We start from the raw sequence: 13974 nt of genomic DNA, 5'->3' as shown, positions 1-13974 counted from the left end.
GCTGGCCTGAAAAAAGCCAACAGTCGGCCTTCAGCTTCCGGACATGAAGAGCCGACATCGGGGGATAGTCTTGAAGAAGCGGATCGTCCTCTGGGTCCTGGCCAGCCTTGTCCTGGCGTGCGTCGTCGCAGCGGGCGGGTTCATCTACTTCCACACCTTCTCTCCCGATCGCGACCGGTTCCCCGTCAGGGGCATCGACGTCTCCCATCACCAAGGCCGGATCGACTGGCGGCGTGTCGCCGCCGACGACGTCGCCTTCGCCGTCATCAAGGCGACCGAAGGTGGCGATCATGTCGACGATGCTTTCGCCGCCAACCTGCGCGAGGCGCGCGCCGCCGGTCTGGCGGTCGGCGCCTACCACTTTTTCACTTTCTGCCGGCCGGGCGCCGACCAGGCGAAGAATTTCATCTCGGTGGTGCCGCGCGGCGAGCCGCTGCTGCCGCCGGTGGTCGACATCGAATTCGGCGGCAACTGCCCGCAGCGGCCGTCGCCCGAACAGTTGAGGGCCGAGCTACAGGCCTTTCTCGGCCCGGTCGAGGCCACCTTCGGCAAGCCGGCGATCGTCTATCTCACCGATGAGGCGGCGCAGGCCTATTCGGCGCATATCGCAGTTCGCCCGCGCTGGCTGCGCTCGTTGGCCATGCGGCCGGGCGAGGACGACTGGATCTACTGGCAGTACCACAACCGGGGTCGCGTCGACGGCATCGAAGGCGACGTCGACCTGAACGTGCTGCAGGGTGGGGCGGACAAACTGGCTGAGCTATTCGCCACGCGGGTTTCCGAATCTACTCCTCCAGAAACGCCGCGATCTCCTTGAACACATTGACGAACATTGATTCCGTCAGCACGCCCGTGTTGGTGTTGTAGCGCGAGCAATGGTAGCTGGAGAACAGCGCGATGCCGCCGGCCTCGTGCCGTCCGCCGTGCCGGAACGGATGGGCGGCGACGCGCCCGCCCAGCGCCCGCACCGTCGACTGATGCGCGATCGAGCCGAGCGCCAGGACAGCGCGCAGATTGGGAAAGCGTCCGATCGTCGGCACCAGAAAACTCCGGCAGGTGGCAATCTCGCCGCCGACCGGCTTGTTCTCCGGCGGCACGCAACGCACCGCATTCGTGATCGCCGTCTGCACCAGTTCTAGTCCGTCGTCGGGCCTTGCCTTGAACTCGCCGCGCGCCAGGCCGTGCGCGATCAGCGTGCCGTAGAGCAGGTCGCCGGCATAGTCGCCGGTGAAGGGCCGCCCCGTGCGGTTGGCGCCGCGCAGTCCGGGCGCCAGCCCAACGATGAGCAGCCGCACGGCGTCCTCACCCTCCGGCGGCAGGAAAGTAGGCACCGGCGCGTTGAACCAGGACGGCTCGCGCCGCCGCCAGTCTGCGATGAAATCATGCAGCCGCGGGCAGAGTGGGCAGTCGCGACCGGGTTCGGGGGAGGGCGCGGCCACCAAGGCCGCCGCCGTCAATAGTCGTCCTCGTCGACTTCGGCCGGTTCGGGCCTGCGCACCGGCCGTTCGGAGGGATCGCGGCCGACTTCGTTCTTCAGGCTCATCAGGTCCATGAAATGGTCGGCCTGGCGGCGCAGGTCGTCCGAGATCATCGGCGGCTGCGAGGCCATGGTCGAGACGATCGAAACCTTGCGGCCGCGGCGCTGCAGCGCCTCGACCAATGTGCGGAAATCGCCGTCGCCGGAGAAGATGACATAGTGGTCGACGACGTCGGCGAGCTCGAGCGCGTCGACGGTGAGCTCGATGTCCATATTGCCCTTGATCTTGCGGCGGCCGGTCGAGTCGGTGAATTCCTTGGCCGGCTTGGTCACCACCTTGAAGCCGTTATAGTCGAGCCAGTCGATCAGCGGCCGGATCGAGGAATATTCCTGATCCTCGACCAGCGCGGTGTAGTAGTAGGCGCGCAGCAGATAGCCGCGTTTCTGGAAGCTGGACAGAAGCTTGCGGTAGTCGATGTCGAAGCCGAGCGCCCGCGAGGTGGCATAGAGATTGGCACCGTCGATGAAAAGCGCGATTTTTTCCCGAGGGTCGAACATGGAAAATGTCCTTTTTTCAAAATAGGCGGTCGTCTAAAAGCGTCGGCGACTATGCCCGCGGCCCGTCAATGGACCACACGGCCTTTCTTATCCGAGATAGCGCCAGTTTTACGGCAATCCAAGCTGTGTCGGCCCCTCGCAAGCAATTGTGATCGGCGCCGGATCGCCGCGGGCCTTGCCCATGCCGAGCCGGATAATCCCCCGGGAGGCGGATCGGCATTGCCAAGAAGCTTGTATTTTGGCGGCGTTCAGGTTATGGACCGCGCCTGTTTTCCGTCAAATCCATCGCATGAAAGGGGCAATTCATGGCCCGCGTAACCGTTGAAGATTGCATCGACAAGGTCGACAACCGCTTCGAGCTGGTGCTCCTGGCCGGCCACCGCGCCCGTCAGATCAGCCAGGGCGCGCAGATCACCGTGCCGCGCGACAACGACAAGAACCCTGTGATCGCGCTGCGCGAGATCGCCGACGAGACGCTGTCGCCCGACGACCTCAAGGAAGACCTGATCCACTCGCTGCAGAAGCATGTCGAAGTCGACGAGCCGGAGGCCGATGGCGAGGCGATCGCCGACCAGACGGGCGCTGCCGTCGCTGCGACCGATACCGACGACGCCGAGGACAACATCGCCTTCGACCGCATGACCGAGGAAGACCTGCTGGCCGGCATCGAAGGCCTTGTGCCGCCTGAGAAGAGCGACGACTACTGAGAGAGTTTCCTGGACCTGCCCGGAACATTTTTCCGGCACTTCCGTCCAGGCAGTTTCGTGGCTATCTATGACATGCGCCGCATCCCATTGCGGCGCATGATTCATTTCAGCACCGCGAGATCCTGCCCATGATGCGTCAGTATGAGCTTGTCGAGCGCGTCCAGCGCTACAAGCCTGACGTCAACGAGGCGCTGCTCAACAAGGCCTATGTCTACGCCATGCAGAAGCATGGCCACCAGAAGCGCGCTTCCGGCGATCCCTATTTCTCGCATCCGCTCGAAGTCGCCGCCATCCTCACCGAAATGCACATGGACGAGGCGACGATCGCGGTCGCCCTGCTGCATGACACGATCGAGGACACCACCGCCACCAGGGCCGAGATCGACGAGTTGTTCGGCCCCGAAATGGGCAAGCTGGTCGAGGGCCTGACCAAGCTCAAGAAGCTCGATCTCGTCTCCAAGAAGGCCGAGCAGGCGGAGAACCTGCGCAAGCTCTTGCTGGCGATCTCCGAGGACGTGCGCGTGCTGCTGGTCAAGCTCGCCGACCGCTTGCACAACATGCGCACCCTCGACCATGTTCCGGAAGCCAAGCGCCTGCGCATCGCCGAGGAGACGATGGATATCTATGCGCCGCTCGCCGGCCGCATGGGCATGCAGGGTATGCGCGAGGAGCTGGAGGAGATCGCCTTCCGCTACATCAATCCGGAAGCCTACCGCGCCGTCACGGCCAGGCTTGCCGAGATATTCGAGCGCAACAAGGACGTGCTGACCGAGATCGAAAAGGCGCTGTCGGCCTTGTTCGAGAAACATGCCATCAAGGCCAGCGTGAAGAGCCGACAGAAGAAGCCTTGGTCGGTGTTCCGCAAGATGGAAGCCAAGGCGCTGTCCTTCGAGCAGCTCTCCGACATCTTCGGCTTCCGTGTCGTCGTCGATACGCTCGAGGATTGCTACAGGGCGCTCGGCGCCATCCACACGACATGGTCGATGGTGCCCGGTCGCTTCAAGGACTACATCTCGACGCCGAAGCAGAACGACTACCGCTCGATCCACACCACCATCGTCGGCCCGTCGCGCCAGCGCGTCGAGTTGCAGATCCGCACCCGCGAGATGAACAAGATCGCCGAATATGGCGTCGCCGCGCATTCGATCTACAAGGATACAGGCGGCAAGACGAACGGCGCCGGCCACGCCATCTCGAAGGAGACCAACGCCTATGCCTGGCTGCGGCGCACCATCGAGCAACTGGCCGAGGGCGACAATCCGGAAGATTTCCTCGAGAACACGAAGCTGGAACTGTTCCAGGACCAGGTGTTCTGCTTCACGCCGAAGGGCATGCTGATCGCGCTGCCGCGCGGCGCCACCCCCATCGACTTCGCCTATGCCGTCCACACCGATGTCGGCGACACCTGCGTCGGCGCCAAGGTCAACGGCCGCATCATGCCGCTGATGACGGAATTGAAGAACGGCGACGAGGTCGAGATCATCCGCTCCAAGGCGCAGGTGCCACCGGCCGCCTGGGAATCGGTCGTCGTCACCGGCAAGGCGCGCGCCGCCATCCGCCGCGCCACCAAGAACGCCATCCGCAAGCAATATTCCGGCCTCGGCGCCCGCATCCTCGAGCGCGCTTTCGAGCGTGCCGGCAGGACCTTCACCAAGGAGAGCCTGAAGCCGGTGCTGCACCGGTTGGCGCGCAAGGACATTGACGACGTGCTGGCCTCGGTCGGCCGCGGCGAACTGGCCTCGACGGACGTCATGAAGGCGGTGTTCCCCGATTACAAGGACGAGCGCGTCACCGTCGCCGCCCCCAAGCAGCGCGAGGAGGGCTGGTCGAAGATCCGCAACGCCGCCGGCATGCTGTTCCAGATGCCGGGCCGCGCCGCGCGCAAGGACAAGGACCAGCCGCGCGACGGGGCGGTTCCGATCCGCGGCGTGCGCGGCGACCTGCCGGTGCGCTTCGCACCGGAAGGGGCGGTGCCCGGAGACCGGATCGTCGGCATCATCCAGCCGGGCACCGGCATCACCATCTATCCGATCCAGTCGCCGGCGCTGCAGGCCTTCGACGATCAGCCCGAGCGCTGGATCGACGTGCGCTGGGACATCGACGAGCGCACAAAGGAGCGCTTCCCGGCACGCGTCTCGGTCACCGCCATCAACGCGCCGGGATCGCTGGCCGACATCGCCCAGGTCGTTGCCGCCAACGATGCCAACATCCACACGCTGTCGATGGTGCGCACAGCGCCCGACTTCACCGAAATGCTGATCGATCTCGAGGTCTGGGACCTCAAGCACCTGAACCGGCTGCTCTCGCAGCTCAAGGACAATTCGAGCGTCAGCGATGCAAGGCGCGTCAACGGCTGACATCATGGTTAGAAGAATAATGGGGGAATGAAATGAACACCGACGAAGTGCTGGGCATTTTCCGCGAGGCTGGCGCCGTCCTGGAGGGACATTTCATCCTGACGTCGGGCCTGCGCAGCCCGGTGTTCCTGCAGAAGGCGAGGGTCTTCATGCATGCCGACAAGACCGAGCGCCTGTGCAAGGCGCTGGCCGAGAAGATCCGCAAGGCCGTTCCCGGCCGCATCGACTATGTCGTCGGCCCGGCGATCGGCGGGCTGATTCCGGCCTATGAGACCTCGCGCCATCTCGCCGTCCCGGCGATCTGGGTCGAGCGGGAAGGGGGCGAGTTCAGGCTGCGCCGCTTCGAGATCGCCAGGGGCGCGCGCGTCGTCATCGTCGAGGACATCGTCACCACCGGCCTGTCGATCCGCGAGACCATCGACTGCCTGCGCGAGCTTGGCGCCGAGGTGGCGGCGGCCGCCTGCATCATCGACCGTTCGGCCGGCAAGACCGATGTCGGCGTGCCGCTGGTCGCGCTCGCCGAATACGAGGTTCCGGCCTATCCGGCCGACCGCTTGCCGCCGGAGCTGGCCGCCATCCCGGCCGTCAAGCCCGGCAGCCGCAACATCTGATGCGGCCATGCGTGAAAACAAGCGCTTGAGCGCGTTGCTTGAATCTCTTCGGCAGCGTCCGTCGGCCGCGGCGCAGCTATGATCGCCGGCATCGACCATTTCGTGCTGACGGTGCGCTCGGTGGGAGCGAGCTGCGCCTTCTACCAGCGCGTGCTCGGTCTCCAGCGCCTCGACGAACCGAACCGGCCGACCGCGCTGTTGTTCGGATCGCAGAAGATCAACCTGCACGAGGTCGGCCGCAGCTTCGAGCCGAAGGCCAAGGCGCCGACGGCCGGCGCCGGCGATTTCTGCCTCGTCGCGGCAAGTCCGCTTGCCGAGATCTGCGCCAGCCTGGCGGCCAGCAACGTCGCCATCGAGGTCGGGCCGGTCGAGCGAACCGGCGCGCGCGGGCCGATGATGTCAATCTATTTCCGCGATCCGGACGACAATCTGGTCGAAGTCAGCGAGTACCTCACCTAAGCCAGAATGGCCAGATTGTCTGGCGGATAGTGATGTGACGAAGCTCTATCTCGCCAAGGCTGAGGACAATTCCGCTTCGACAGGGCACTCGAGGCAAGCGGTATAGTTGCATAGCCGGCAAATTCTGTATGCATGGTCCTCGCTGCTGACGAGCCCGCGCAGCAGCTTGGCGGCAAGTCGGCCGAACTCCTGCAGCTCCTCCGAACTTAGAACTGTGAGCGCTGATGCGAGCCCCGCCTGACGAGCGGAAAGAATAGCACCACAGGTCGTCTCGCCCAGAGGCGTGAGTCTTAGCGCTACCGCGCGATGATCGTCAGGCGCCGAGGATCGAGCCGCCAATCCGTCCGCGACCAGTCGATCGACCAGTCGAACGGCGCCTGAATGCGACAATGAAAGAGCGCGCCGCAGCCTCTCGATCGAGAGACCAGGTACGTGGCCAACGAGGGTGATGGCCGCCGCCGCGGGGCCGGGCTCCGGCGCTCGTGCCTGAGCGTCCCGCTGCAGCGTGTCCGCAAAGGCCAGCGCCAGAGCACCAATCACATTCTCGATCCTGGAATCAGCCATCAGTGAAAAATATATGCTTGGAGCATATACATCAAGATCGAGTCATTGTATGCTTGGAGCATATAAATAGAAGGAGGCAGGCTATGTTCACCCCGGCAAACGCAACCGCGCCCTTCGTGGCGCGCATCAATCGAACTGGCGACCGCCTTGCTGCTGTTGGCCGTGCGGTAGCCCTATCGGGGGTGGTGCTTCCGCTGCTGTTGATCGGCATTTTGAAATTCACCTCGATCGAGATCGAGGCGCTTAAGCCATTTGTTGAGAAGACGCCGTGGCTGGCATGGCTTTATCCCGCATTCGGATTTGCCGGGGCTTCCTACTTCCTGGGCGTGATCGAACTGATCGCTGCGCTTCTGCTGGCTGCGTCTTTCCGCAGTGTCTGGGCTGGCCTCGTCGGAGGCGCGATCGGTTCAATCACCTTTGCGCTGACGGCCTCGACAATGCTCGCTCTGCCAATCTGGGAGGCGGGTTCGGAAGGGTTTCCCTTTCTCAATGGGCTGGGTGCCTTCCTAATCAAGGATGTCGCATTGCTGGGCGTGAGCCTGGTCATACTGGGTGGCAGCCTGCAACGACTTGCGTCGAGCCACGACCGGGAAATCGCACACGGCGATGAACGGCGAAACAAAGGGTGAGAATATGACCCTACTCGCCATTTGGCGCAGGACGGACGAACCAGGACATGATGCCATGCAGTTCAGTCCGACTAATCCCGGCAGGCTCCTTGAAGGGGCCGCGGTGCACCTCTAGCGGGTCCTGCACGTTTGGACTGTGCGGTGCAGTTGGTCAGAGATTGGAAGACCACATCCGGCACCCTCAGCGGATTCATCGGACCCCGGACTGCCAACCTCGCAATCATCCCCGGTGAGATCGGCAGGACCGTTGCTTCACTCCGGCGACGGCTGCTTTGCGAGGGCGGCAACGCCGGCCGAGCGCCAGGTTGCGGCCGACGTCGCAGCGCTGCATTAGCTGGCGGGGCGAACTGCCGCACGTCAGCGACTTGACTCCCGTCTCCACAAATCCGCCGTGTTTCTAATATGCTCGAGCGGCGAGACGCTGGCCGGACGTTGTCCTTCGGTCGGCGCGTCGCTATATCAAAGTCGCTGTTGCCTTCGGGCGGCCTCGAAGCGCAAGATATGGCAGTCGCCTGCCGGCTCGGGATCGCCGGAACAGCCTGTGTTGAGTACTAGGAACCGGAACAGAGTGCTTTTTCGACGCCGCGAGCCTGATGGCATTTTTGAGCGGGTGCGTACCTATCTTTGGCCGCGCCGCTCGTTCTCGCGCTCGGTGCAGTATTTCTCGAAGCGCATCCTGAGGCTGAAGGCCACCCCGCATGCCGTCGCCGCCGGCGTCGCGGCCGGCGTGTTTGCCTCGTTCTTCCCGCTCGGCTTCCACTTCGTGATCGCCGCCGTGCTGTGCTGGGTAATCGCCGGAAATCTGGTGGCGGCCGCGCTCGGCGCCGTGTTCTTCGGCAATCCGCTGACCTTTCCGCTGCTGTGGGGTGCATCCTGGGAAACCGGCAAGCTCATCCTGCACGAACGCCTGCCCAAGCACGGACCGCCTGAGCACCTTGGGGAAATGATGCACACGCTTTCGTTCGCGAAACTGTGGCACCCGGTGCTGGAGCCGATGCTGATCGGCGCGGTGCCGCTCGGCCTCGTCTTCGGCCTGTTCTTCTACGGCATCACCCGATGGGGCATGACCGCCTTTCGCGAGCGGCGCAGGAAGCGCATGGCCGAGAGGGCACACAAGGCCAGGCTCGGTGGTCATGGCGGGCGGGAAGTTCCCGCGGAATGATCATCGGCATCGGCAGCGACCTGATCGATATCAGACGCATCGAGAAGTCGCTGGAACGGCACGGCCAGCGCTTCATCCAGCGCATCTATACCGAGGTCGAGCAGGCCCGCTCGGAAGGCCGCGCGGCGCGCGTCGCGTCCTACGCCAAGCGCTTCGCCGCCAAGGAGGCCTGCGCCAAGGCGCTGGGCACGGGCATGGCGCATGGCGTCTTCTGGCGCGACATGGGCGTCGTCAACCTGCCCGGCGGCAAGCCGACCATGGCGCTGACCGGCGGCGCGGCGGCACAGCTCGGCAAGATCCTGCCGCGGGGGCATAGGGCGGCGATCCACCTCACCATCACCGACGATTTCCCGCTTGCTCAAGCCTTTGTGATCATCGAGGCGTTGCCCGCCGAAGAAGCGCCACATTGATTGCTTCTGACCTCCGGCTGACGTTGCCCAGCGCGCGCCGAGACTCTATACCAACCAACGCACAATCGAGGACGACATGAGCGTGGCTGAAAAATCCGAGAAGAAATCCGGCGGGCTTGGCGAAACCGTCAGCGTCATCATTCAGGCGCTGCTGCTCGCGCTGGTCATCCGCACCTTCCTGTTCCAGCCATTTTCGATCCCGTCCGGATCGATGCGCCCGACCTTGCTCGAAGGCGACTATCTCTTCGTCACCAAATGGTCCTATGGCTATTCGCGCTATTCGCTGCCGTTCGGTCCCGATATCTTCTCCGGCCGTATCTGGGGCTCCGAGCCGAAGCGTGGCGACGTGGTGGTGTTCAAGTTCCCGCCGGACCCGTCCATCGACTACATCAAGCGCGTCATCGGCCTGCCCGGCGACAAGATTCAGGTCAAGGACGGCCAGCTCTTCATCAACGGCGCCGGCGTGCCGCGCGAGAAGGTCGGCCAGATCGACAACCCTGATATCACCGAGGTCGATCGTCCGGTCGATGTCTATCGCGAGACGCTGCCCAACGGCATCACTTATGACACGCTCGACCTGACGCCGAACTCGATCGGCGACAACACGCGCGAGTTCGACGTGCCGCCCGGCCACTACTTCATGATGGGCGACAATCGCGACAACTCTTCCGACAGCCGCTTCACCGTCGGCTTCGTGCCGGAAGAGAACCTGGTCGGCCGCGCCAACATCATCTTCTTCTCGATCGCAGATGGCGCGAGCCCGCTCGAAGTCTGGAAGTGGCCGTCGCTGATGCGAGCCGCGCGCCTGTTCCATTTCGTCAGCTAGCTGATGGCGTCAACGAAGCGGCTCACCGCCGATGCGCTCGCCGAAGCGCTCATTGAGCGCACAGGCCATGCCTTTGGCGACCGCCAGCGGCTGCAGCGGGCGCTGACCCATGCCAGCGCCCGGTCGAGCCATGCCGGCGTCGACTATGAGCGCTTCGAATTCCTCGGCGACCGTGTGCTTGGCCTTGTCGTGGCCGACATGCTGCTTGCGGCATTCCCGAACGCGGCCGAGGGCGAGCTGTCGCTGCGGCTGAACGCCCTGGTCAATGCCGAGGCGCTGTCCGAAATCGCCGAGGAGATCGGCCTGCCGGAACTGATCCGCGCCGGCTCGGACGTGCGCGGCCTCGACGGGCGCAAGCGTGTCAACCTGCGCGCCGATGCGCTGGAATCGCTGATCGCCGTGCTCTATCTCGACGGCGGCCTGGATGCGGCCCGCGCGTTCATCCACCGCTATTGGCAGCCGCGCTCGCAGGCCATCGGCGCTGCCCGTCGCGACGCCAAGACCGAATTGCAGGAATGGGCGCATCAGGCGGCGGGCGCGACGCCCGCCTACCGGATCGACGGCAGGGAGGGGCCGGACCACGATCCGCTGTTCACCGTCAGCGTCAAGGTCGGCCAGTTCGCGCCGGCCATAGGCAGCGGTCGCTCCAAGCGCGAGGCCGAGCAGGCGGCGGCGGCGGCGCTGCTGCTGCGCGAGGGTGTCTGGATGAATGAAGGAAGCGCGGCATGAGCGAAGACGCGGCACAGGCGGGCGAGGCCCCCGCGACGCACTCCGGCTTCGTCGCGCTGATCGGCGCGCCCAATGCCGGCAAGTCGACGCTGGTCAACCAACTGGTCGGCGCCAAGGTGTCGATCGTCACCCACAAGGTGCAGACCACCCGCGCCATCGTGCGCGGCATCGCCACGCATGAGAACGCCCAGATCGTCTTCGTCGACACGCCCGGTATCTTCAAGCCGAAGCGGCGGCTGGACACGGCGATGGTGACCACCGCCTGGGGCGGCGCGAAGGACGCCGATATCGTCGTGCTTCTGATCGATGCCGAGCGCGGCATCCGCGGCGACGCCGATGCCATTCTCGACCGGCTGAAGGATGTCCGGCAGCCGATGCTTCTGGTCCTCAACAAGGTCGACCGGGTCAAGCCCGAGGTGCTCCTGGCGCTGGCGGCGACGGCGAACGAGCGCGTGCCGTTCAAGCGCACCTTCATGGTCTCGGCACTGACCGGCTCCGGCTGCAAGGACCTGCTCGACTATCTTGCGCAAACCTTGCCGGCCGGCCCCTGGTACTATCCGGAGGACCAGATCTCCGACCTGCCGATGCGCCAGCTCGCGGCCGAGATCACCCGCGAAAAGCTCTACCTGCGACTGCATCAGGAGCTCCCCTATTCCTCCCATATCGAGACCGAGAAATGGGAGGAGAAGAAGGACGGCTCGGTGCGTATCGAGCAGGTCATCTATGTCGAGCGCGACAGCCAGAAGAAGATCGTACTCGGCCACAAGGGCGAGACCATCCGCGCCATCGGCCAGGCGGCGCGCATGGAGATCGCGGGCATACTGGAGCAGAAGGTGCACCTCTTCCTGTTCGTCAAGGTGCGCGAGAACTGGGGCGACGACCCCGAGCGCTACCGCGAGATGGGGTTGGAGTTTCCGCACTAAGGCAAGCAAAGGCGCGGCGCCCGGAGACGGGCGCCGCGCCTGTTTGAGGAGCGGGTTCAGGCGGTGGCGACAGCCGGCTTTGTCCTTTCCCGGCGCGCAAAGCACTCCGTGCCGTAATAGGCGACGATCGCGACCGCGATGACCGCCCAGATCGCCACGCCGATCCACTGCTGCTGCACATAGTCGCCGTCGACGAACACCTTGCCGAGGAAGCGCACGCTGTTCTGGTGCGTGACATGCATCAGGAAGGCGAGAAGCACGCTGGCGGTGTTCTGGTAAAGCCATGTGAAGACGATGCCGGCCAGGACGACATTGATCGTGCCGTAGAGGCTGAGGTCGCCGACCAGGCCGAGCGGGAAGTGCCAGATGGCCCAGATCACGCCGAGGATCAGGCTGCCGGCAAGCGCGGAATGGCCGGCGAGCAGTCGTGGCGTGGCGAAGCCGCGCCAGCCGGGCTCCTCGCCGAGCGGGCCGCTGAAGATCGCATAGAGGCCGATGATCGGCAGCATTTCGTAGACGGCGGGAATGTTGTCCCAGGCGGGGGCTGCCGCTCCGAACAGCGGATTGATCAGGATCGAAGCGAACTGCGCCCCGAACGGCAGGCCGAACGCCACCAGATACCAGAATGGGCGAACCCGCCACTTCACCATCGAGGCGAGGATGGGCTTGACCGAAGCCCAGCCGCCGGCAAGCGCGGCGACGATGAAGCCGGCGACCATCGGGCCGAAGGTGAACCAGGGAATGCTCTCGCCGCCGGAGAGCCAGAAGGGGATGAACGCCAGCCAGGTCAGGCCGAGCGCCAGCGAAAAGAAGGCGGTCAGCTGGTGCCCCCGCACCAGGCTCAGGAAGGAAGGCATTTGTCTGGTCCTCTCGTCGGGCGGATTGGCAAATGAGAGGTCGGCTTGCCCGATGGGTCGACCACAGCAAAGGGACCGGCCGCGCCGGTCGACATGCCCGCATATGGCGCCAGCGCGGGACAAAAATCCCGATCGGTTTCTGAGAAATTTCCGATATTTGCGATTGGCGGCTGTCCCGGCACCCGGCCCGTTACAACCTTGATTTCGCCGCCCGATCGGTGAAATGCTCCCTCGCATGGAATGGCGCGACGAGGGAATCATTCTCGGCACCCGCAAGCATGGCGAAACCAGCGCCATCCTCGAGGTGATGACGCGCGCCCATGGCCGCCATCTCGGCCTCGTGCGCGGCGGCCGCTCGCGCAAGCAGCAGCCGGTCCTGCAGCCGGGCAATCGCGTCGATCTCCTGTGGCGGGCCCGCCTCGACGAGCATCTCGGCACCTTCCAGGCCGAGGCGATCGAGATGAACGCCGCCCGGCTGATCGACAGCGCCGTCGCCGTCTACGGCCTGCAGACCATGGCCGCGCATCTGCGCTTGCTGCCCGAGCGCGACGCCCATGGTGCGCTCTATGAGACGCTTGCCGTCATGATCGCCCATCTCGACGACGCCGACGCGGCGGGCGAGCTGGTGGCGCGCTTCGAATTGCTGATCCTCGACGAGCTCGGCTTCGGCCTCGACCTCAGCCAGTGCGCGGCGACCGGCTCCAGGCAGGACCTCGCCTATGTCTCGCCGAAATCCGGCCGCGCCGTCTCCCGCGCCGCCGGCGCCCCCTGGCACGACAAGATGCTGGCGCTGCCGGCCTTCCTGCAGCGTTCGGGCCCCAGTGCCGATCAGGCGGCGCTCGAGGACGCGTTCCGGCTGACCGGCTTCTTCTTCAGCCGCCATGTCTACGAGCCGCGCGGCCTCGAACCGCCCGACGCCCGCGCCGGTTTCCTCGCCGCGCTACGCCGGCATCATGCGGCCGGCAAGGCGATCGCCGGAGAGTAGCGCTTGCGGCTAGCCGGCGTTTTGCCGCTCCAGGAAATCGCCGAGAATGGGGCGCTGGCCTTTCAGGATTTTGAGCCCGGCCTCCGGCAAGGAAAACCAGCCGGCTTTGTCCACTTCGGGGAATTCTTTCACTGAACCCGACCTCGGTGGCCACTCCATGGTGAACGTGTTGCTTCTGACGGCGTCCGCATCGAGGTCAGATTCGACACTCCATGCCGTCACGATCTTGCCGCCCGGCTGCCGATAGCTGCCGACCGGCTCGAAATGTCCATCGATCGCGACGCCCAGTTCCTCCTCGGCCTCACGTCGCGCGGCTGCGAGTTCATCCTCGCTCTCGTCGACAAGTCCCTTCGGGATCGACCACGCCCCTTCATCCTTTCTTGCCCAGAATGGTCCGCCGGGATGGACAAGCAGAAATTCGAAAACCCCGCCGGTGCGCCTGTAGATCAGCAGGCCCGCGCTGCGTTGCGGCATTGGTCATCCTCATCAAATCCGGCCGACACTAGCATGACTACTTGCAGCACGTGCCACGCAACCTCGCTCAGCAGGACTATTCCTGGCCGCCTTGACACCTCGGCATTGGATAAAGGCTGCAAGCTGCTGGCATTCGGCTGCGAAACATGCTCGATCTTTGCTGTCGCCGATCCGGCGGCGCGTTTGCCTGGAGGAACCGGCCGTCTGGCCGCCGCAATTGTCAATGACAACCGGCCTGGTTTGGGG

At 64.7% G+C, this 13974-nt stretch carries 16 protein-coding genes; 12 read left to right on the top strand and 4 right to left on the bottom strand.

The window, feature by feature from the left end; all coding sequences use genetic code 11:
- The first annotated feature begins 70 nt into the window (after positions 1 to 70).
- A complete protein-coding gene (locus EN857_RS05270; RefSeq protein WP_127392507.1) occupies positions 71 to 817 on the top strand; it encodes a GH25 family lysozyme in 747 nt (248 codons plus the stop codon).
- On the opposite strand, the gene EN857_RS05265 is transcribed toward EN857_RS05270, so the two are convergent.
- Both EN857_RS05265 and EN857_RS05260 read right to left on the bottom strand, forming a co-directional pair.
- Positions 786 to 1457 carry a uracil-DNA glycosylase gene (locus EN857_RS05265; protein ID WP_187331194.1) on the bottom strand — a complete coding sequence of 224 codons (672 nt, stop codon included), beginning with the start codon at positions 1455 to 1457 and terminating at the stop codon, positions 786 to 788. The two genes, EN857_RS05270 and EN857_RS05265, sit on opposite strands and share 32 nt — an antisense overlap.
- The gene (locus EN857_RS05260; RefSeq protein ID WP_127286183.1) at positions 1454 to 2035 is read right to left on the bottom strand and encodes an NYN domain-containing protein; all 582 of its coding nucleotides are present in this window, start codon (positions 2033 to 2035) and stop codon (positions 1454 to 1456) included. Before EN857_RS05260 ends, EN857_RS05265 begins: the two co-directional genes overlap by 4 nt.
- Positions 2036 to 2340: 305 nt before the next feature.
- On the opposite strand from EN857_RS05260, the gene rpoZ reads away from it, so the two are divergent.
- From rpoZ to era, 10 genes are all read left to right on the top strand, one after another.
- Positions 2341 to 2742, top strand: coding sequence for a DNA-directed RNA polymerase subunit omega (rpoZ, locus tag EN857_RS05255; protein WP_127286184.1), 402 nt, complete (start codon positions 2341 to 2343; stop codon positions 2740 to 2742).
- Positions 2743 to 2870: 128 nt separating this feature from the next.
- Positions 2871 to 5099, top strand: coding sequence for a bifunctional (p)ppGpp synthetase/guanosine-3',5'-bis(diphosphate) 3'-pyrophosphohydrolase (locus tag EN857_RS05250; protein ID WP_127286185.1), 2229 nt, complete (start codon positions 2871 to 2873; stop codon positions 5097 to 5099).
- Between the two features lie 32 nt (positions 5100 to 5131).
- Positions 5132 to 5710, top strand: a complete 579-nt coding sequence (pyrE, locus tag EN857_RS05245; RefSeq protein ID WP_127286186.1) for an orotate phosphoribosyltransferase — start codon at positions 5132 to 5134, stop codon at positions 5708 to 5710.
- Between the two features lie 78 nt (positions 5711 to 5788).
- On the top strand, positions 5789 to 6169 hold the full coding sequence (locus EN857_RS05240; RefSeq protein WP_127392456.1) for a VOC family protein: 381 nt from the start codon (positions 5789 to 5791) through the stop codon (positions 6167 to 6169).
- A gap of 647 nt (positions 6170 to 6816) precedes the next feature.
- Entirely contained in the window at positions 6817 to 7362 is a 546-nt protein-coding gene (locus tag EN857_RS05230) for a DUF417 family protein (protein WP_127392457.1), read from the top strand.
- 568 nt (positions 7363 to 7930) lie between these two features.
- A complete protein-coding gene (locus tag EN857_RS05225) occupies positions 7931 to 8524 on the top strand; it encodes a DUF2062 domain-containing protein (RefSeq protein WP_127286190.1) in 594 nt (197 codons plus the stop codon).
- Positions 8521 to 8934, top strand: a complete 414-nt coding sequence (gene acpS / locus EN857_RS05220; protein WP_127392458.1) for a holo-ACP synthase — start codon at positions 8521 to 8523, stop codon at positions 8932 to 8934. The genes EN857_RS05225 and acpS overlap by 4 nt, the downstream gene beginning before the upstream one ends.
- Before the next feature lie 76 nt (positions 8935 to 9010).
- A complete protein-coding gene (lepB, locus tag EN857_RS05215; protein ID WP_127286192.1) occupies positions 9011 to 9760 on the top strand; it encodes a signal peptidase I in 750 nt (249 codons plus the stop codon).
- A gap of 3 nt (positions 9761 to 9763) precedes the next feature.
- The gene (gene rnc / locus EN857_RS05210; protein ID WP_127392459.1) at positions 9764 to 10489 is read left to right on the top strand and encodes a ribonuclease III; all 726 of its coding nucleotides are present in this window, start codon (positions 9764 to 9766) and stop codon (positions 10487 to 10489) included.
- Entirely contained in the window at positions 10486 to 11412 is a 927-nt protein-coding gene (gene era, locus EN857_RS05205; protein WP_127392460.1) for a GTPase Era, read from the top strand. Before rnc ends, era begins: the two co-directional genes overlap by 4 nt.
- Before the next feature lie 56 nt (positions 11413 to 11468).
- Here era and EN857_RS05200 read toward each other — a convergent pair whose 3' ends face one another.
- Positions 11469 to 12269, bottom strand: a complete 801-nt coding sequence (locus EN857_RS05200; protein WP_127392461.1) for a type II CAAX endopeptidase family protein — start codon at positions 12267 to 12269, stop codon at positions 11469 to 11471.
- 235 nt (positions 12270 to 12504) lie between these two features.
- Between EN857_RS05200 and recO the strand changes: the two genes are divergently transcribed.
- Positions 12505 to 13254: a DNA repair protein RecO gene (gene recO / locus EN857_RS05195; RefSeq protein WP_127392462.1), complete on the top strand. Its 750-nt coding sequence runs from the start codon at positions 12505 to 12507 to the stop codon at positions 13252 to 13254.
- Positions 13255 to 13263: 9 nt separating this feature from the next.
- On the opposite strand, the gene EN857_RS05190 is transcribed toward recO, so the two are convergent.
- Entirely contained in the window at positions 13264 to 13728 is a 465-nt protein-coding gene (locus EN857_RS05190; RefSeq protein ID WP_127392463.1) for an NUDIX domain-containing protein, read from the bottom strand.
- Positions 13729 to 13974 lie beyond the last annotated feature (246 nt).

The organism is Mesorhizobium sp. M4B.F.Ca.ET.214.01.1.1, from assembly GCF_004791545.1.
GTDB lineage: Bacteria > Pseudomonadota > Alphaproteobacteria > Rhizobiales > Rhizobiaceae > Mesorhizobium > Mesorhizobium abyssinicae.
Note: the sequence above shows the minus strand (reverse complement) of the source record. Positions and strands in the feature narration are given on the sequence as shown.